At 58.6% G+C, this 18,553-nt stretch carries 18 protein-coding genes and 1 riboswitch; of the genes, 11 read left to right on the plus strand and 7 right to left on the minus strand.

All coding sequences use genetic code 11. The features are described from left to right. Positions 1 to 55: 55 nt before the first annotated feature. From OCA8868_RS10650 to OCA8868_RS10660, 3 genes are all read right to left on the minus strand, one after another. Positions 56 to 697: a precorrin-8X methylmutase gene (locus OCA8868_RS10650; protein ID WP_093996546.1), complete on the minus strand. Its 642-nt coding sequence runs from the start codon at positions 695 to 697 to the stop codon at positions 56 to 58. A gap of 67 nt (positions 698 to 764) precedes the next feature. Continuing rightward, entirely contained in the window at positions 765 to 1,976 is a 1,212-nt protein-coding gene (locus OCA8868_RS10655; RefSeq protein WP_093996547.1) for a sirohydrochlorin chelatase, read from the minus strand. Further along, entirely contained in the window at positions 1,973 to 2,191 is a 219-nt protein-coding gene (locus tag OCA8868_RS10660) for a DUF6732 family protein (RefSeq protein ID WP_093996548.1), read from the minus strand. The genes OCA8868_RS10655 and OCA8868_RS10660 overlap by 4 nt, the downstream gene beginning before the upstream one ends. Positions 2,192 to 2,482: 291 nt before the next feature. Between OCA8868_RS10660 and OCA8868_RS10665 the strand changes: the two genes are divergently transcribed. Genes OCA8868_RS10665 through OCA8868_RS10685 form a run of 5 tightly spaced genes read left to right on the plus strand, consistent with a single transcriptional unit; the run spans position 2,483 to position 7,067 of the window. Next, complete coding sequence (locus OCA8868_RS10665) at positions 2,483 to 3,457, plus strand: glutathione S-transferase family protein (protein ID WP_093996549.1); 975 nt, start codon at positions 2,483 to 2,485, stop codon at positions 3,455 to 3,457. Between the two features lie 60 nt (positions 3,458 to 3,517). Beyond that, positions 3,518 to 3,886, plus strand: coding sequence for a DUF1636 family protein (locus OCA8868_RS10670; RefSeq protein WP_093996550.1), 369 nt, complete (start codon positions 3,518 to 3,520; stop codon positions 3,884 to 3,886). Continuing rightward, positions 3,883 to 4,899 (plus strand): threonine-phosphate decarboxylase, encoded by a 1,017-nt coding sequence (locus OCA8868_RS10675; RefSeq protein ID WP_093996551.1) that lies wholly within the window; start codon positions 3,883 to 3,885, stop codon positions 4,897 to 4,899. The genes OCA8868_RS10670 and OCA8868_RS10675 overlap by 4 nt, the downstream gene beginning before the upstream one ends. Further along, positions 4,899 to 5,846, plus strand: coding sequence for an adenosylcobinamide-phosphate synthase CbiB (gene cbiB / locus OCA8868_RS10680; protein WP_093996552.1), 948 nt, complete (start codon positions 4,899 to 4,901; stop codon positions 5,844 to 5,846). Before OCA8868_RS10675 ends, cbiB begins: the two co-directional genes overlap by 1 nt. 57 nt (positions 5,847 to 5,903) lie before the next feature. Next, entirely contained in the window at positions 5,904 to 7,067 is a 1,164-nt protein-coding gene (locus OCA8868_RS10685) for a lytic murein transglycosylase (protein ID WP_093996553.1), read from the plus strand. Here OCA8868_RS10685 and OCA8868_RS10690 read toward each other — a convergent pair. Further along, the gene (locus OCA8868_RS10690; protein WP_143849615.1) at positions 7,064 to 7,426 is read right to left on the minus strand and encodes a hypothetical protein; all 363 of its coding nucleotides are present in this window, start codon (positions 7,424 to 7,426) and stop codon (positions 7,064 to 7,066) included. The two genes, OCA8868_RS10685 and OCA8868_RS10690, sit on opposite strands and share 4 nt — an antisense overlap. A 47-nt stretch (positions 7,427 to 7,473) precedes the next feature. Then, positions 7,474 to 10,929, minus strand: coding sequence for a chromosome segregation protein SMC (gene smc, locus OCA8868_RS10695; protein ID WP_093996555.1), 3,456 nt, complete (start codon positions 10,927 to 10,929; stop codon positions 7,474 to 7,476). Between the two features lie 233 nt (positions 10,930 to 11,162). Beyond that, positions 11,163 to 11,386, plus strand: a riboswitch (cobalamin riboswitch). 34 nt (positions 11,387 to 11,420) lie between these two features. On the opposite strand from smc, the gene OCA8868_RS10700 reads away from it, so the two are divergent. After that, positions 11,421 to 11,609: a CbtB domain-containing protein gene (locus tag OCA8868_RS10700; protein ID WP_245848179.1), complete on the plus strand. Its 189-nt coding sequence runs from the start codon at positions 11,421 to 11,423 to the stop codon at positions 11,607 to 11,609. Between the two features lie 18 nt (positions 11,610 to 11,627). Beyond that, a complete protein-coding gene (locus OCA8868_RS10705) occupies positions 11,628 to 12,308 on the plus strand; it encodes a CbtA family protein (protein WP_093996557.1) in 681 nt (226 codons plus the stop codon). Here OCA8868_RS10705 and OCA8868_RS10710 read toward each other — a convergent pair. Continuing rightward, on the minus strand, positions 12,305 to 12,625 hold the full coding sequence (locus OCA8868_RS10710) for a DUF1636 family protein (protein WP_093996558.1): 321 nt from the start codon (positions 12,623 to 12,625) through the stop codon (positions 12,305 to 12,307). The two genes, OCA8868_RS10705 and OCA8868_RS10710, sit on opposite strands and share 4 nt — an antisense overlap. A gap of 64 nt (positions 12,626 to 12,689) precedes the next feature. On the opposite strand from OCA8868_RS10710, the gene cobW reads away from it, so the two are divergent. Next, positions 12,690 to 13,760 carry a cobalamin biosynthesis protein CobW gene (gene cobW, locus OCA8868_RS10715; protein WP_093996559.1) on the plus strand — a complete coding sequence of 357 codons (1,071 nt, stop codon included), beginning with the start codon at positions 12,690 to 12,692 and terminating at the stop codon, positions 13,758 to 13,760. Beyond that, positions 13,757 to 14,218 (plus strand): GNAT family N-acetyltransferase, encoded by a 462-nt coding sequence (locus OCA8868_RS10720; protein WP_093996560.1) that lies wholly within the window; start codon positions 13,757 to 13,759, stop codon positions 14,216 to 14,218. Before cobW ends, OCA8868_RS10720 begins: the two co-directional genes overlap by 4 nt. 2 nt (positions 14,219 to 14,220) lie before the next feature. Here OCA8868_RS10720 and OCA8868_RS16675 read toward each other — a convergent pair whose 3' ends face one another. Continuing rightward, on the minus strand, positions 14,221 to 14,382 hold the full coding sequence (locus OCA8868_RS16675; protein ID WP_093996561.1) for a hypothetical protein: 162 nt from the start codon (positions 14,380 to 14,382) through the stop codon (positions 14,221 to 14,223). Positions 14,383 to 14,415: 33 nt separating this feature from the next. Between OCA8868_RS16675 and cobN the strand changes: the two genes are divergently transcribed. Together cobN and OCA8868_RS10735 are read left to right on the plus strand one after the other, a co-directional pair. Further along, on the plus strand, positions 14,416 to 18,093 hold the full coding sequence (gene cobN / locus OCA8868_RS10730; protein WP_093996562.1) for a cobaltochelatase subunit CobN: 3,678 nt from the start codon (positions 14,416 to 14,418) through the stop codon (positions 18,091 to 18,093). Further along, on the plus strand, positions 18,090 to 18,518 hold the full coding sequence (locus tag OCA8868_RS10735) for a GFA family protein (protein ID WP_093996563.1): 429 nt from the start codon (positions 18,090 to 18,092) through the stop codon (positions 18,516 to 18,518). Before cobN ends, OCA8868_RS10735 begins: the two co-directional genes overlap by 4 nt. The last annotated feature ends 35 nt before the right edge of the window (positions 18,519 to 18,553 follow it).

Raw genomic sequence — 18,553 nt, forward strand, 5'->3', positions numbered from 1 at the left:
GAAACCGTATGGTTTCGGTATGGGTTTCATATGGGTCATTCTATGGGCTGCAACATTAACCATTTGAAATCTCCGGCAATCCAGCGGCGATCGCGTTGACGGCGGCGGAGGCCATCGCGGAGCCGCCTTTGCGGCCACGAAGTGTGATGAAATCAACGTTGCGCGGATTGGCGGCGAGTTCGGCTTTGGATTCGGCGGCACCGACGAAGCCCACAGGGAAGCCGAGGATCGCGGCAGGCTTTGGGAAGCCTTGGTCAATGAGGTCGAGCAAGTGAAACAGTGCGGTGGGCGCGTTGCCAATTGCGACGACCGCGCCTTCGATATGAGGTTCCCAGAATTCCACGGCGGCAGCAGAGCGCGTGTTTTCGATTTTCTTGGCGTGATCCGGTGTGCGCGGATCGTTGAGGGTGACGATGACTTCGTTATTGTTGGGCAAGTAGCGGCGGATGATACCCGCGCCGACCATTTCGCAATCACACAGAATTGGCGCGCCGGATTGAAGCGCATGGTGGCCTGCGAAAACAACCTCGGGCGTGAAGGCGAGGCGATCTGCGATTTCAACCATACCGCAGGAATGGATCAGGCGGGTGATGATCGGGTGCAGAGCCGTTGGGAACCGCTCAAGGCGCGCCTCTGCCTGCACCACTCCGAAGGACTGTGCGTAGATCGCTGAGGGGTTGGTTTCGTAAGGGCGCATGGATGTTCTTTTGGTCAGCGGAGGAGCCTCCGGCGGGGATATTTAGAAAACAAAGGCAAACAGGGTTTTAGGCTTTGGCTTTGCGGGCGGATTCCGGACCGTGCGGGTGGTCGGCGTGTGGGTAGACGGCGTGGTGGTGATCATGGTCGTGATCGTGATGATGGTGGTCATGATCATGGTGGTGATGATGGTGATCATGCGTTGCTGTCAGGCGGCACATGCCGGTGCAGAAGGTGTCGCATTGTTTGCAATCGGAAACGTTAGAACCGGGCGCGGAGGCGCCTTGGCCTTCGACGTGGTGATGGTGGGATTCCTGGATTGCGCCGACTTCAGTTTCAAAGCCGAGGACTTGGGTGCGGTATTTGCACAGCACACAGGTTGGTGGCGGTGTGTCGGAGAAGGCAGGATGGCTGCGCTGTTCCGGTTTGATATGGCGGTGTTCGCCGTTATCAAAAGCCAGCACCTGTTCGCGATAGCCGCAGATGCCGCAGTTGGGGGGCGGGTTTTCTGCGGTCTGTTCAATAATGCGTTCGGCGAAGGTTTCGAGGACCGATGCGTGATCGCCCAAGTAGTCGGCTTTGACGAACTGAATGTCGGGGTTCTGCGCTGCGACTTGGTCGGTGAAACCATAGATGCGATCGATCAGGATACCAGAGAACAGGAAATACGGGGCGACGATGATGCGTTTGTAACCGAGCTTGGCCGCGTGGGTCAGGCTGGGTTCGACAAGGGGGAATGTCACGCCGGAGTAGCCGACTTCGAGCCAGCCGAAACCGATGCCTTCTTGCAGCATACGGGCGATTTTGGCGACGTTGCCGTTGGCGTCCGGATCAGACGCGCCACGACCGATAACGACGAGGCAGGTGTCGTGAAGGTCGACGTGTTGTACTTTGTTGGCGGCGTCTACGGCGTCTTGGATGCGGCCCGCAGCGGCAGCGATCATTTTCGGATCAACACCGAGTTCGCGGCCGTAGGAAATTTCGATGCCGTGTTTGGCAGCGTAAGTGTTCAACACGGTTGGGATGTCATTCTTGGAATGCATCGCGGCGAACAGCATGCCGGGGACGGCGAGGATACGAGTGCAGCCGCTTTCGCGCAGTTTATCCAAACCATCGCGGATCACGGGGTTGGCGAATTCAAGGTAGCCGTATTCGGTTTGCCAATCGTCAGGCAGGTAGGCCGGAAGTTTATCCGCAAGGGTTGCAAATTCGTCGACTGCGGATTGCGAGCGCGAGCCGTGGCCGCAGATCATGACGCCGGTTTTTGGGGAAGTGCTCATGCTGGGACCTCTTCTTCGTCGTGATCCTCGGACGCGTCTTCGACCTGCGCGTCATTCGCCTTTTTACGACCACCCAGCAGAGCGATTGCACCTGCGATTGCGATGCCACCCAGAGCGATCCAATGGCCGTGGCCGCCGACGTCAGCCAAGTGACCGATGTGGGCAAACGCAGGCGACGCCGCGAAGGTGATGAAAAGAGCAAGGGTTAGGCGCATGTCGGTCTCCGTCTATTGATCCCATAGATCAGAGAGCCGCGTAAGCGGAGCGGACGATTTGCACATCGGGTCCCCGTTTTGGGTCGACCTTGGGCGCAACAACCTCTCTGACCCTTTCGGGTGTCGTCTGGGGCGTTGGTATCGCGCCAAGCGCCGCGCCGCAATCAAGTTTGCGTCGGGCAGCGGAGCGAAACCGACCTGTGCAACGGCGCACCATCATTGCGCCGTGGTACTGGTTGGTGAATGGCTGCAATGGCGCTAGGTGTGTCGCAACAGTTAGAGGAGAGACCGATGGGCCAGCTTGTTGACGGTAAGTGGCATGACGTTTGGTATGACACGAAATCCACCGGCGGCGCGTTCAAGCGCACCACGGCAGCGTTTCGCAATTGGATCACGGTAGATGGATCTGCGGGGCCATCTGGCGAAGGTGGGTTTGAGGCCGCATCGGGGCGCTATCATTTGTATGTGTCCTACGCCTGCCCTTGGGCGCATCGCACGTTGGTTTTCAGGACCTTAAAGGGATTGGAGCCGCATATTTCGGTAAGCGCTGTGCATCCTGATATGCTGTCGGATGGCTGGACATTTGAGACGGATGATCACGGCGCGACGGGGGATACGCTCTATGGTTTGCCGTTTGCCCGCGACATTTACTTGAAGGCGGATCCACAGGTTTCGGGGCGTGTTACGGTTCCGGTCCTGTGGGACAAGGAACGCGAAACGATTGTCAGCAACGAGAGTTCCGAGATCATCCGCATGTTCAATTCTGCCTTTGACGGGATCACAGGCAACACGGACGATTATTGGCCCGAAGACATGCGCGGCGACATCGAGGAAGTGAATGCGCGCGTTTATGACACAGTGAACAACGGGGTCTATAAGTCCGGTTTCGCGACTACACAGGCCGCATATGACGCCGCCGTTGGCCCATTATTCGAATCGCTTGAGTGGTTGGAGGAACGTTTGGGCCAAGGGCGATACCTAATGGGCGACACGTTGACGGAGGCGGATTGGCGGCTTTGGACGACGTTGGTGCGGTTCGATCCGGTCTACCATTTGCACTTCAAATGTAACCGCAAACGCATCGTGGACTACCCGAACCTTTGGGGTTTTACACGCGAGTTGTATCAGATTGCGGGCGTGGCTGAGACCGTAAACATGGACCACATCGTGCGTCATTATCATTACAGCCATGAAACGATTAATCCGAGCCGGATTATTCCGGTGAACCCTGATCTGGATTTTATGGCGCCGCACGGGCGGGGATAAGGGTTGCGGCAGTTCGTCGTTTGAGGTTCAAGTTTGCTGAACTCAAACCGCGAGGCCGCCATGACAACTTGGATCACCATTTGCGACACCTGTAAGCGCACAGGCTGGGAAGAAACCGGCATGGAAAAGACCGACGGTGAGGCGTTGGCCGAGATGGTTGAGGCCGCCGCCGCTGGAGCGGGCGATGTCAAAACGCGCCGTGTGTCCTGCACGATGGGGTGCGATCGCGCCTGCAACATTACGGTGCAATCAAAGGACAAGATCAACTACTCGCTCGGGACGTTTGAAGCGACAGTCGAGGATGCTGAGGCGATTGTTGAATATGCCGAGAAGCATGCGGCGAGTGAGACCGGACAAGTGCCGTACCGCGAGTGGCCGCAGGGTGTGAAGGGGCATTTTGTGTCCCGTCACCAACCGCTACCGGAATGAGCGATAAGCGCGATCATGGTGGCGGCCTTGATGCCGCTGTTGCCGAGTATGGTGGCACTCGGGGTGACTGGCTGGACCTGAGCACAGGGATCAATCCGGTGCCTTATCCGGTGGGTGAGATCGACCCCGAAGCGTGGACCGCCCTCCCCGATCAAGGCGCGATGGACCGTTTGCTGGCCGCAGCCCGCAAGTTTTGGAATGTGCCTGAGGGTGCGGAGATTGTAGCGGCGAATGGGGCGTCGGCGATTATTGCGAAGGTGCCGTACCTGACGGATCATGGCAGCAAAGCTTACATCCCGGGTCCGACTTACAACGAACACGCTGCCGCCATTGAAGCGACAGGGACATGGACGCAAACCGATAAGCTCAACGAAGCGACGTTGAGTGTATTCGTTCACCCCAACAATCCAACCGGACGCTTTTGGGAAGCCGAACGTATTGGCGCGACTGGGTTGTGTGTTGTGGATGAGAGCTTTTGCGATGTTTACCCACACAATAGCCATGTCGAACAGTCCAAGCACGACAGCATTTTGATCCTAAAGAGCTTTGGGAAATTCTGGGGGTTGGCGGGCCTAAGACTCGGTTTCGCAATTGGCACGGCCTTCACCATGAGCCCAATTCATCGGCCAAAGAAGGACGGTGTAGTTGAAAAAGCGGTTCCTATGGCCACCCTTCAAGAACACCTTGGCCCTTGGGCGGTCGCTGGTCCTGCGTTGGAAATCGGGGCACGGGCGTTGGAGGATGTGGCGTGGGCCGAGGCAACGCGGGCGCGTTTGGCGGCGGATGCGGCACGACTGGATGGGCTGATGACCCGCGCTGGGGCAAAGGTTGTGGGCGGAACGGATTTGTTCCGGTTGTATGAGTTTGCGGATGCAGAGGCGGTGCAAGCGCATCTGGCGAAAGGCCATGTCTGGAGCCGGATTTTCCCTTATTCAAAGACGTGGTTGCGGCTGGGATTGCCGCACCCTGATCGTTGGGGCCAGCTTGAGGCGGCGGTTGAGGGATTGGCCTAATGGCATTGGTTTTGGCCATGTTGTTGGATGCTGCTTTCGGGGAACCGAAGTGGCTTTGGGATCGTGTTGCGCACCCAGCTGTGCTGATGGGGCGCGCGGTGGGTTGGCTGGATCAACGGCTGAACAACCGGACGCGACGGGCGGGTGTGATTACGGTTGCCATTCTTACGATTGGGGCCTTGGTGCTGGGTTTGATCCTTTGGGCCATTCCCGGAATTTGGGTTGAGGTTATTGTTGGGGCAATGCTGCTCGCGCAGCGGTCTTTGGTGCAACATGTCCAAGCGGTGGCAGATGCGCTGCGTTTGTCGGTGAGCGATGGACGCCACGCGGTGGCGATGATTGTTGGCCGCGATGTGCGCGATATGGATGGGCCTGCGGTGGCGCGTGGCGCGATTGAAAGCGGCGCGGAGAACCTGAGCGACGGGGTGATCGCGCCTGTGTTTTGGTTTGCCTTGGCGGGGCTGCCCGGACTGTTGGTGTACAAAGTGGTGAACACGGCTGACAGCATGATCGGCTATCGGACCGAAAAGCACGAGGCGTTTGGCTGGGCTGCGGCAAAGCTAGATGATGTTTTAAATTGGCTTCCGGCGCGATTAACGGCGCTTTTGATATGGTGTGTTGCGCTGCGACGGGCACCGCTTGCAAGCATCCGGCGCGATGCAGCACTGCATCGTTCCCCGAATGCGGGTTGGCCAGAGGCGGCGATGGCGCCTGCGCTTGGCGTGTCCCTATCAGGGCCGCGCAGCTATGAAGGTGTGATGCAGGATTTCGCGTGGGTCCATGCGGACGGGCGCAAGGATGCAGGGCCGAACGATATTGACGCAGCCGTTGGTATCCTTTGGAAAACGTGGGGTTTGGCGTTATTACTGGCCTTAGTTATCACCCAATTCAAGGGTTTAGCATGGTGGGTCGTGGCTGTCGTTTATGTGATCGCCAACGGGTTTTAATCCCCTTGTGGCCTGACTTCGCTCAGCTACGGTGGGCGCGACAAATTTGGAGTGACTATGTTTAAACCCTTTTCGTTTGCCATGTTTATGTTGGCATCCCCCGTCGCGGCCCAGCAATGCGGTGGTTCCTTTAGCAGTTTTCTGAATGGCTTGGTCGATGAGGCATCGACGCACGGGATTGATCGCGCGACGGCGCAAGGATTTCTTGCGGGGGCGCAGCAGGATCAAGCGGTGCTGAATGCGGACCGTTCGCAGGGGGTTTTCCAACGGGACTTCATCGACTTTTCGCGTCGCCTGATCTCAAACAACAGGATTCAGAATGGGCAAAATCAGGCGCAACGACAAGATGCCATATTTGACCGCATTGAGGCCGAGTTCGGGATTCCGCGCGGGGTGCTGCTGGCATTTTGGGCGTTCGAGACGGATTACGGCGCGATTCAGGGGGATTTCAACACCCGCAATGCCTTGGTGACTTTGGCGCATGACTGTCGCCGCCCCGAGCTGTTCCGCCCACAAGTTTTCGCGGCGATGGAGCTGTTTGCACGTGGTGATTTTGACCCTGCGCGCACGACCGGTGCTTGGGCGGGTGAGATCGGCATGGTTCAGATGTTGCCCGGTGACATCATTGAAAATGGCCGCGATGGCGATGGCGACGGGCAGGTGAGCCTGAAGACATCCGCGCCGGATGCGTTGTATTCGGGTGCGTCGGTTCTGGCGTCACTTGGGTGGCAGCCAAACCAGCCGTGGTTGCAAGAGGTGACGGTGCCAAGCGAGTTGGATTGGGCACTGTCGGGGATTGAGACCAAACGCCCCGCCTCAGATTGGGCCGCAATGGGGGTTTCTGCACGTGAAGGGACATTAGCAAACTTACCTGCGTCACTGATTTTGCCGATGGGCCGCAAGGGGCCGGCGTTCCTCGCCTATCCGAATTTCGATGTCTATTTCGAGTGGAACCAGTCGTTTGTTTACGTGCTGACAGCGGCCTATTTCGGCACGCGTTTGCAGGGAGCGCCTATTTATAATGCCGGCAATCCTGATGCGGGGCTTTCGGGTGACCAGATCAGGGTGTTGCAACAAAAATTGCAGACACGCGGGCATAATGTAGGCGGGGCTGACGGCATTCTTGGGGCACGTACGCGGATTGCGATTCAGGCAGAACAAACGCGGCTAGGAATGCCTGCGGATGCGTGGCCGACTGCGCAATTGCTCAACGCGCTTTAGCGGATTTCGCGCACAGGAAAGCGCATGCCGTCAGACGTGAGCATCACGAGTCGATCACCGGAGGTTACGAACATATCGCAGCGCTCAATACCGGTGACAAAGACCACGCAGAGCGTGGCGTTCTCAGCGAATTCATGCGTGCCTTCCCAGACGCCGCCGCCGTTTTCCGCTGCATAAGTCCATGCATACGAACCGTCGGTGGCGTAGCGGCTGACTCCGCCGTCAAAATACTCAACGTCACGATCAAGGATCATGTCTGACAGGGCAGCGCTGGTCGGCACGGTGTCGCTGTCGCGAAGTGCAAAGTCTTGCGCGGTGGCGGGCGTGGCAAAGGCCACGAGGAGAGCGGCAAATTTCATAAGAGTATGGTGGCACAGCAGGTGTCGGTTGTCGTGTCACGTGTGCGTTATGCCACCAGTGTTGTCGCCGCCTTGAGGTCAACGGACACCAGCTGGCTAACGCCCTGCTCGCCCATTGTCACACCGAACAGACGGTCCATACGTGACATGGTGACAGCGTGGTGCGTGATGATTAGGAAACGCGTGTTGGTGCGGCGTGTCATTTCATCAAGCAGGTCACAGAAACGCGTGACGTTGGCGTCATCTAGCGGCGCGTCGACCTCGTCCAACACACAGATTGGCGCGGGGTTGGCGAGGAACACGGCAAAGATCAGCGCCATTGCGGTCAGGGTTTGTTCTCCACCGGACAGCAGGGACAGGGTGCTGAGTTTCTTGCCGGGGGGTTGGCACATGATCTCGAGGCCCGCTTCGAGCGGGTCATCGGATTCGACCAAAACGAGCTTGGCCTCGCCACCGCCGAACAGGTGTTTGAACAGGGTGCCGAAGCTCTCGTTGACTTGCTCAAACGCGGTCAGCAGGCGTTCGCGGCCTTCTTTGTTCAGGGATGCGATGCCTGTACGTAGGGCGCGGATCGCGTCCTCGAGGTCGGTCTTTTCTTTGACCAGCAGGTCATGCTCTTCCTGCACTTCTTTGGCGTCTTCTTCGGCGCGCAGGTTCACTGCGCCCAGCGCGTCTCGCTGGCGTTTGAGGCGGTTCACGTCGTTTTCAATATTGTCCGAGGACGGCATTTTGTCGGGGTCGACATCAAGCTGTTCGAGAAGGTTTTCAGGCGTGGTTTCCAGCGCCTCTTGGATACGTTCAACGGCGTATTGCGTGGTTTCTTTGGCCGCATCAGCGCGCGCTTCGGATCGGGCGCGGGCTTCGCGGGCCTCAGACGCTGTGCGTTCTGCATCGCGCTCGGCCATCGTCGCATCGCGCAGGGCTGTTTCCGCAAGGGCGAGCTTATCAGAGGACTCTTTGCGGCGCTCTTCTGCCTCTCCGATCGCATCGGCAAGTTCATCCCGCTTGGCGGCGATTTCGTCCGGCGCGGTCATCGCCTCTTTCAGCTCGTCTTCGGACGTTTCCTTGCGCTCTTGCAGTTCGGCGGACCGTTTGTTGGCGGTTTCAAGGCGGTGCTTCCAGCCGCTGATTTCTTTGGTGATTTCCTGACCGCGCTTGGTGCGGGCTTCGCCTTCGCGGCGGACTTCGTCGTAGCTGGATCGCTTTGACATCATTGTCATACGCGCCGCTTCGACGGTCATTTTGATGTCTTCGACTTCACCGCGGGCTTCGTCGAGATTGCCGAGGGATTTATAGGTGGCTTCCGCCTCGCTCAGCGCTTTGCGAGCGCTCATGGCTTCTTCTTCGTGGCGCGCCACGGCGAGGCCGCTGGATTCCAGTTTACCATCCGCCAAATTGCGGTCTGCTTCGGCGCGGGATAGGGCGCGATTGGCATCCGCTACGGCGCCATCGGCGGCACGGCGGGCTTCGCGGGCGGCCTTGTCAGCCTGCGCCAGTTCAGCAAGGCGCGTGGTTAACATTTCATGGGCTTGGCGCATGCCGTCGGCCTTGGCCGTTGCATCGTTGAGGTCCTTTTTCAGCCCCTCAAGACGGTTGATTTGCTCAAGCCGCAGCGCGGCGGCGGATGGTGCGTCTTCGGCAGCGGCACGGAAACCATCCCAGCGCCATAAGTCGCCCTCGATAGACACAAGGCGCTGCCCGGGAGCGAGGTCTTTTTGCAGACGCGCGCCATCGGTGGCATCTACAAGACCGACCTGCCCCATGCGGCGCACGAGAACTTCGGGCACCGACACATAATTGGTCAGCGCCTTCACCCCAGACGGCAGGCTTTGCGGTTGCGGATAGCTTGGCAACGGAACCCAGCCGGACCCCATGTCGGGCGTAACAGCGGGTGCCTTAAGGTCATCGGACAGCGCAGCGCCAAGGGCCTTTTCATAGCCGGAATCAACGCGCAGCTGGTCGAGGATTTGCGAACCTTCAGAACTGTCGCGATCGACAAGCTTGGACAGCGCACCGGTTTCAGCCCGTAGCGCGTTGGCTTCGCCTTCTGCCTCGGAGCGCAAGGCGCGGGCGTCGGCTTCGCGGGCTTGCGTATCGGCACGGGCGGCTTCGGCTTCGGCCAGCACGGTTTCCGCTTTGTCTGCAGTAGCGCGGGCTTGGCTTTCAGCGGCTTTCGCAGCATCAAAATCAAGTGCTGCTTTTTCCAGCGCGGCGGTGGCCTCGGTGCGGGCCAGAATTGCGCGTTGCGCTTCGGCTTCGTTCTTTTCCAGCGTCTTGCGGTGGTCTTCGATCAGGCGTTGGGCGGACTGGTGCCGCGCGGCAAGTCGCGCGACATCTTCGGTCAGCTGCGCAAGGTCCGCTTCGCGATCTGCCAGAATTTGCGCACCATCGGTTGAAGCAACGCGTGCCTCCTCAAGGCGTTCATCATGGCCGACGCTGGCCTTGGCGATCTCGCGGCCTTCCCATTCAAGACGTTCAATCGTTTCACCGGCATCTTTGTTCAGGCCTGCTTCACGCTCCATATCAAGGGCGAGCTGTTCGATCCGATTGGTGAGGGTTTCGATGGTTTGTTTGGCGCGGGCTTCTTGGTCGGCAAGGGTGTCGCGCTGCACATGAAGGCGTTGCAATACGGCCGCGGCAATCGCTTCTTCTTCGCGCAGGGGCGGCAGGGCGTCTTCGCTGGTTTGGCGGGCCTTGGCCGATTGGCGGGCGGCGGTTTCTGCGCTGGCGGCTTCGTTGGTACGGGTGCGCAACTGGTCTGCGGCGACAGCACGGGCTTCATCCGCTTCTTTCCAACGCCGATACAGCAACAGGCCTTCGGACTGGCGCAATTCATCCCCGATGGAACGGTACCGTGCCGCTTGGCGGGCTTGGCGGGCCAATGCCCCGAGCTGCCCTGCGAGCTGTTCGATCACATCATCCACGCGGGCAAGGTTTTGTTCGGACCCTTTGAGTTTCAGCTCAGCCTCATGGCGGCGCTGGTAGAGGCCGGAAATGCCGGCGGCCTCTTCAAGAATGCGACGGCGCGCTTTGGGTTTGGAGTTGATGAGTTCCGCGATCTGACCTTGGCGCACAAGGGCAGGTGAATGCGAGCCAGTGGAGGCATCCGCAAACAGCATCTGCACATCCCGCGCGCGGACGTCTTTTGTGCCAACCTTGTAGGCGGAGCCCACGTCGCGGGTGATGCGGCGCACGATCTCAAGGTTGTCACTGTCGTTGAACGCGGCGGGCGCGAGGCGTTCTGCGTTATCGATGTGAAGCGATACTTCGGCGAAGTTGCGGGCCGGACGGGTGGCGGCGCCCGCAAAGATAACGTCTTCCATACCGCCGCCGCGCATCGCGGTCGGGCGATTCTCGCCCATGACCCAGCGCAGAGCCTCAAGCAGGTTCGATTTTCCGCAGCCGTTTGGGCCGACAACACCTGTCAGCCCGTCCTGAATGATCAGGTCGGTCGGGTCGACGAAGCTTTTGAAGCCGTTAAGGCGAAGGCGGGAAAACCGCATGTGGGCTGCTCGTGTTGATTCTTGTGCGGTACAGTGTCGCCGCCAGATAAGCTGCGAGTCAACGACGGGACACTGAATGTGGATGGGTTTAGGCAGTTATCCACAAGATATTGCGGCATTTCGCTTGCTTTTGTTTCATAAATATCCCCGCCGGAGGCTCCTGCAAGCACCAAGACCACGTCGGTTTCTGGCGGATCACGCCGGAATCAGCCTTGACCCAATCCGTTTCAATGCCCACAACGAAGGTGCATGGTTCAATGCGGTCCGGCCAAGCTGGACTGTGGATCAAATGGGAATGTGGTGCAGGTCGATCCATCTAGGAGACCAAATGCCACAGCCGCCCCCGCGACTGTAAGCGGTGAGTGTTCGTCCAAGCCACTGAGGGAAACCTTGGGAAGGTGGGCGGAAATCACGATGACCCGCGAGCCAGGAGACCTGCCATGCGTGATTGAAACCGACCGTCGGGGATGACGGGACAAAGGAGACGACCCATGAACGCTCAAAATAACACAGCGGCTCAGACTAAAGCCATTGCACGCACGGATCTGTCCGTTCTGCCAATCGCATTTGCGGTTCTTGGCGGCTTGATGCTGCTTTTCGCATCTGGTTACGCACAAGCATCTGTTCTGCACGACGCAGCACACGATCAGCGTCACGCGATGGCATTTCCCTGCCACTAAGGCAGTCGATTTACTGACATGACCAAGAATTTGTTGACCAGCGCGGTGTTCGCTGGCGTTGCAGCGGGGCTGATTGCCGCCTTGCTGCAATTCGTATTCGTCATTCCGGCTTTGCTGGAAGGTGAACTATTTGAAACTGGCGCGCGGGTTCATTTCGGCGCGAACGGATCGCCAGAAAGCGACCGTGGCTCACCAGGCTTGGGCACGGAATGGGCCCGTCATGCGATGACCATGGGTTTTAACGTCGTGACCTATGTGGGCTTTGGCTTTTTGCTGCTTGCGGCAATGGCTTTCGCCGAGATGCGCGGGTTGACGACGATCACGCCGAAACAAGGGATCATCTGGGGTCTAGCAGGGTTCATCGCAATCCAGCTTGCGCCTGCGATTGGCTTGCCGCCTGAATTGCCTGGCACGCCTGCGGCTGAAATCGGGCCCCGTCAGATGTGGTGGCTTGGTACTTTGGTTGCATCCTCGCTTGGGCTTTGGATTATTGCGTTTGGGCGTGGCTTCACGGCCCTTGGTGGTATCGTTCTGTTGCTGATCCCCCATATCATTGGCGCGCCGCATTTGGACGCGTTTTGGGGTGTGGCACCGCCTGAGTTGTCGGCAGAATTCGTCACGCTCAGCCTTGGGGCGGCGGCGGCGGGGTGGTCGACGCTTGGTTTCCTATGCGCGTGGTTCTGGACGAAAGAGCTCTAGGCAGGGATGCGCCCGACGAGACAGAACCGCAGGTTCCCTGCGGGTCGGGCATCCATGATCTGGCCGTCGCTACTGTCGGCATAAAGTTTGGCAAAGGCCTCGATGTCTTCCGGGGCGTCGGGGTCAACGCCGGTAAATAGATACGCGGCTTTCCCTTCGGCGCGCACCGCAAGGCTGATGGGTTTGTCGCACACATTCATACAGTCGGTGGTTTCCACCGGCACACGGCCCTGCAACGCGCGGGCAAGGTCGGCACCACCTGAACAACCCGTGCAAACGATGAAACGATCGCCTTTTGACGTTATGTCTGCGGTCATACGACTTTCCTTTCGCCCATAATCGGGTCACACATATCTGCTGCTAAACAGAAGGACTACATCAATGTCTGCGAAGATCCCCGCCACGGTTGTAACTGGTTTCTTGGGTGCTGGTAAAACCACACTGATCCGGCACATGCTGGAGAACGCCAAAGGTAAGCGTATTGCGCTGATCATCAACGAGTTTGGCGATTTGGGTGTCGATGGTGACATTCTGAAGGGGTGCGGGATTGAGACCTGCACTGAGGAGGATGTGGTTGAACTGTCCAACGGGTGCATTTGTTGCACGGTGGCGGATGATTTTATCCCGACGATGGAAATGCTGTTGGGCCGCGATAACCCGCCGGACCACATCGTGATTGAAACATCCGGTCTGGCGCTTCCGCAGCCGTTGGTGCGGGCGTTCAACTGGCCGGGTATTTCAACCAAGGTGACCGTGGATAGCGTGGTTACTGTTGTGGATGGCAAGGCGGTTTCCGCTGGCCAGTTTGCCCATAACGTTGCTGCCGTGGATGCGCAGCGAAAGCTGGACGACAACCTTGACCACGAAACGCCACTGGCAGAGCTGTTCGAAGACCAGATCGCCTGTGCGGATATGATTGTGGTCAACAAGACCGACCTGTTGGCAGAAGGCGAAGCAGACCATCTGCGCGCCGTGTTGAAGGCCGAGGCCCGCAAGGGCGTGCAGGTTGTGACCTCCACGATGGGTGCATTGCCCGTAAGTGTTTTGCTGGGTCAGCGCATTGGCGCCGAGAACGATCTGGATGCCCGTCATGAAGTACATCACCACCACCATGACCACGACGATGATCACCATCACGACGACCACGATCACGAACATTCCCATGGGCATGATGAGTTTGAGAGCTTTGTGGTTGAACTGGGCGAGATCGAAGACGCCAATGCATTCGCTGAAAAGGTCGCAGACGTGATCCGCGCCCACGATATTCTGCGCCTTAAGGGGTTTGCTGCGATCCAAGGCAAGCCAATGCGCCTAACGTTGCAGGCGGTTGGCCCACGCGTTGATACGTATTTTGACCGTCCGTTTGGGACTGCGCCGCGACTGACCCGCCTTGTCGTGATTGGTCAGGCCGGATTGAAGCACGCGGAGATTGATGCCGCGTTGCGTGCATGATCGTCGTTGAAGCGGGTGATCCGTTTCATCCGCAGGCCAAGGCCTTGCTTGAGGCGAGCCATGCGCTGATGGGGGAGTTGTTCGCCGCCGAGGCGAACCATTACCTGAGCCTTGATGCGCTGACGGCTGATAATGTGCATTTCTTCACGGCGCGACGTGGTGAAGTAATTGTCGGAGTTGGCGCGCTGGCCGTTAAGGACGACTATGGCGAGCTGAAATCGATGTTTGTTGAGGAAGCATCGCGCGGTCAGGGCATAATCGACGCGATCATGCGCCAACTTGAGGACCATGCACGCGAGCTGGAACTGCCGATGCTGCGTTTGGAAACAGGGTCATTGTTGCACGCGGCGCACAAGGTTTATGCGCGACATGGCTTCATTGTTTGCGGCCCGTTCGGGGATTATGAAAACGGCGAATTTTCAGTCTTCATGGAAAAGCCGCTAGAGGGCGACGCGTGAATTTACTTCTTCGCCTTCTCAGCGTTCGCCTTCATTTTCGCGAGCAAGTCTGCCTTGGACGGGCGCGAGTTGAACGGCGTTTTCTTGGACCCGTAGGCGTTGTGCTCGGAATGGCGGGGCTGGCCCTTTGCCGGTTTCGGCGCGCCTGCAGCTTTGTAGTCCATGATAATTCTCCTGTGTTGAAAGGCGTCTAACGGATGCACCTGCTTGCCGCCACCCCTGGATCGATTGACGACGGGAAAGAGCCCGTTGATCTGGGACAGACCCCAGCCGATGTCGTGGTGATTTCTGCGGCGGATACCGAGCTTGCGGCGCTATCGGGCGCACGTGGTGAGATGGATGCCCCGCCGACGTTGCGTTTGGCGAGCATGATGCATTTGATCCACCCGCTGTCGGTAGATTTGCATCTGGACCAATGCGCGACCAAGTCCCGTCTGGTGATCGCGCGGTGTTTGGGGGGGGCTGGTTACTGGAAGTACGGTGTTGAACAGTATGCAGCGCGGTTGCGGGCGGCCGGTGTTCAACTGGCGCTGCTTCCGGGTGACGACAAACCGGACGAGGAACTGCGGGCGCTGTCGACTGTGGCGGATGCAGACTACGATGCGCTTTGGTCGTATTTGGTTGAAGGTGGCCCTGAGAATTCGACGAACTTTCTGGCCTTTGCCAAGGCGATGCTTGAGGGAACTGAGGCACCGGAAACCGCGCGTCCGTTGATGAAGGCTGGCATTTACTGGCCCGGTGCAGGCGTTTCTGATTTGGCGACCGCGCAGGCGGAATGGACGGATGGTGCGCCTGTGGTGCCGATCGTGTTTTACCGCGCCTTGGTGCAGGGCGCGGGCCTGAACCCGATCAACCGTTTGGTGAAATCGCTGATCCGCGCAGGGTTGAACCCCCTGCCGGTTTTTGTAGCCTCGCTAAAGGACCCGCTATCGCAGGCGGTTTTAGAACAGCTGTTTGTTGCCGCCAAACCAGCCGTAATTTTGAACTGCACCAGCTTCGCGGTTGGGTCGCCCCATGCGGGCGATGCGGCCACGATGAACCCGCTCGCAGCACCAAGCGCGAACAAGGCTGTGGTGTTTCAGGTGGTGCTGGCAGCGTCATCGGAAGAGGCATGGGCTGAGGGCCTCACGGGATTGAGCGCTCGCGACATAGCGATGAACGTTGCGTTGCCGGAGGTTGATGGCCGCGTTCTGTCCCGCGCGATCAGTTTTAAGGGTGAAGCATATTTTGATGAGGCTACCGAGTGCCCCATTGCTACTTATCGCGCCGTAGGCGATCGCGTGGCGTTTGTAGCAGAACTGGCCGCAAAGTGGGCCACGTTGCGGGCGACACCCGAAGCCGACAAGAAGATCGCGCTGGTGCTGGCGAACTACCCGAATAAAGACGGGCGTTTGGCGAATGGCGTGGGCCTCGATACGCCCGCTGCGACGGTGCATGTTTTGGAGCTTCTGGCCGCGCAAGGGTATTCAGCTACGCCGCCCGCAGATGCAAAGGTTTTGATGGACACCATGATGGCCGGTCCCACCAATTGGCTAACGGATCGCGCGGACCGGGATGGGGGCGAAGTGTTGCCACTGGAGGTCTACAAACAACATTTCGACGGACTGCCTTATGATGTCAGACAACAGATAGCCGACCGTTGGGGTGAGCCGAGCGCTGATCCATTTTTGCGCGAGGATGGCTTCGCGCTGTCGATCCATCGCTATGGCAATGCAGTTGTCGCGTTGCAGCCCGCGCGGGGCTATAACATTGACCCGACGGACACCTACCATTCGCCAGATCTGGTTCCCCCACACAATTACTTGGCGTTCTATTTCTGGCTGCGTCATCATTGGGGTGCGGATGCGGTGGTGCATATGGGCAAACACGGGAACCTTGAATGGTTGCCCGGAAAAGCGACAGCATTGAGCGAGACATGCTGGCCGGAAGTTGTGCTCGGCGCGACCCCGCATGTGTATCCGTTTATTGTGAACGATCCCGGCGAAGGCACGCAGGCGAAGCGCCGCGCGGCAGCCGTGATCATCGACCATTTAACGCCCCCGTTGACCCGCGCTGAAAGCTACGGACCGCTGCGGGATTTGGAAGCTTTGGTTGACGAGTACTATGAAGCGGCAGGCGTTGATCCGCGCCGCATTGATCTGTTGCGCCGTGAAATCCTGTCTTTGTCTGACGTAAGTGGCCTTGCGAAAGATGCAGGATTCAGTGGCGATGAAGACGGGGATTTGGCGAAGTTGGATGCCTACTTGTGTGAGCTGAAAGAAGCGCAAATTCGCGATGGATTGCATGTGTTCGGTCAGTCCCCTGTTGGAACGCTTGAACGCGATTTAGCGATCGCTTTGGCGCGGGTTCCGCGGGGCAATGGCGCAGCGCGCGAGGCGTCTTTGTTGCGTGCGTTGGCAGAGGATTTGGGGCTGTCGTTTGATCCATTGGATTGTGAATTGTCGGCGGAAGCAGAACAGAAGCCCGATGCGTTAGCCCGCGTAAGTGACGATATTTGGCGCACGCTTGGGGACACTGTGGAACGGTTAGAGCTGATTTCGCAGGATATTTTGGACGGTAAGTGCGAGGCACTGGGTGAGAGGTCGCGAGAGGTCGTGGAAGAAATTTCCGAGTCCATTTTGCCAATTGTGCGGACCTGTGGGCCAAACGAAGGGGCGGGGCTCCTCAGCGCCCTCAAGGGGCAGTTCGTCGCCCCGGCGCCATCCGGCGCGCCGACCCGTGGACGGTTGGATGTGTTGCCGACGGGTGGGAATTTTTACTCAGTTGATGCCCGTGCGGTTCCGACGCCCACAGCGTGGACGTTGGGCTGGAAGTCGGCGAACCTGTTGATCGAGAAACACCTGCAAGACCACGGTGATTGGCCGCGTGCGATGCTTGTGACCGCGTGGGGCACGGCCAATATGCGCACGGGTGGCGATGATATTGCACAAGCGATGGCATTGATGGGTGTGAAGCCGAAGTGGGATGCAGCGAACCGCCGTGTGACAGGGTTTGAGGTGTTGCCGGAGGGTGTGTTGGGGCGGCCCCGTGTTGATGTGACTTTACGGATTAGCGGGTTTTTCCGGGATGCGTTCCCGCAGTTGATTGCCTTGTTTGATAGCGCGGCTAAGGCCGTGCAAGCGCTGGATGAGAGCGCGAATCAGAACCCTGCAGCGGCACGGGCGCGGGCCGGTGAGACTGGCGCGCGGGTTTATGGGAGCAAGCCGGGCGCATATGGTGCGGGTCTTCAAGCGATGATTGACGAAAAGCTCTGGGGTAATCGCGATGATCTTGCCGATGCTTACCTTGAGTGGGGCGGTTACGCCTATGAGGCGGGTGTTGAAGGCGCGCGCGATAGAGAGGGTTTTGAGGCGCGGCTTGGGCAAGTTGAGGCGATCGTTCAAAACCAAGACAACCGCGAGCACGACATTCTGGACAGTGACGATTACTACCAGTTCGAGGGCGGCGCGGCAGCAGCTGTGGCCCATCTTCAGGGGCAGGATCGCCCTATCTATCACAACGATCATTCCCGCCCTGAGCGCCCTGTCATCCGGACGTTAGAGGATGAAATTGGCCGTGTTGTGCGTTCGCGTGTGGTGAACCCCAAGTGGATCGATGGTGTGAAGCGCCACGGCTACAAGGGGGCCTTCGAGATGGCCGCGACTGTGGATTACCTGTTTGCGTTCGCTGCGACGACGGGGGCGGTGCGAAATCACCATTTTGACCTCGTGGAAGAAGCGTATCTGGCGGATGATGAAACGCGGGAATTTATCGAGGAGCATAACGCCCCTGCCCTGCTTGAGATCGCGCAAAGGCTGCAAGAAGCCATCGATCGTGGTATGTGGACCCCTAGGAGTAATTCCGCACGGGCGCGGATCGCGGGGCTATTGGAATGAAAACCGGCAGATGTTTGTGCGGCGGCATTCGTTTTGAATACGTAGGCGAGGAGCTGTTTGCGGGGCATTGTCATTGCGACAGTTGCCGCCACCAGACGGCCAGCGCGTTTACCACATTCATGGGTATCGCGAATGGGACTTGGCGTTGGACGGGTGAGACGCCAAAGGTTTACGAAAGCTCGCCCGGGCAAAAGCGGTTCTTTTGCGGGACTTGCGGCGCGCCGGTTGCGTATTCTTCATCGCGTTGGCCTGACGATATCCATTTTTACGCCGCGCTTTTAGATGATGCCCAATCATTTACGCCCAAAGAGCACTACCATTGGGAAGAACGCCTGCATTGGGCGGCGCCAACGGATGACCTGCCGAAAAACGAGGGCACGATTGCCGAATTGGACGGCGAAGGACACGACCAACAAGTTCCGTGAGTGCCACAAACCTAGTTACACAAAAATGAACTGAT

Source organism: Octadecabacter ascidiaceicola (genome assembly GCF_900185015.1).
GTDB lineage: Bacteria > Pseudomonadota > Alphaproteobacteria > Rhodobacterales > Rhodobacteraceae > Octadecabacter > Octadecabacter ascidiaceicola.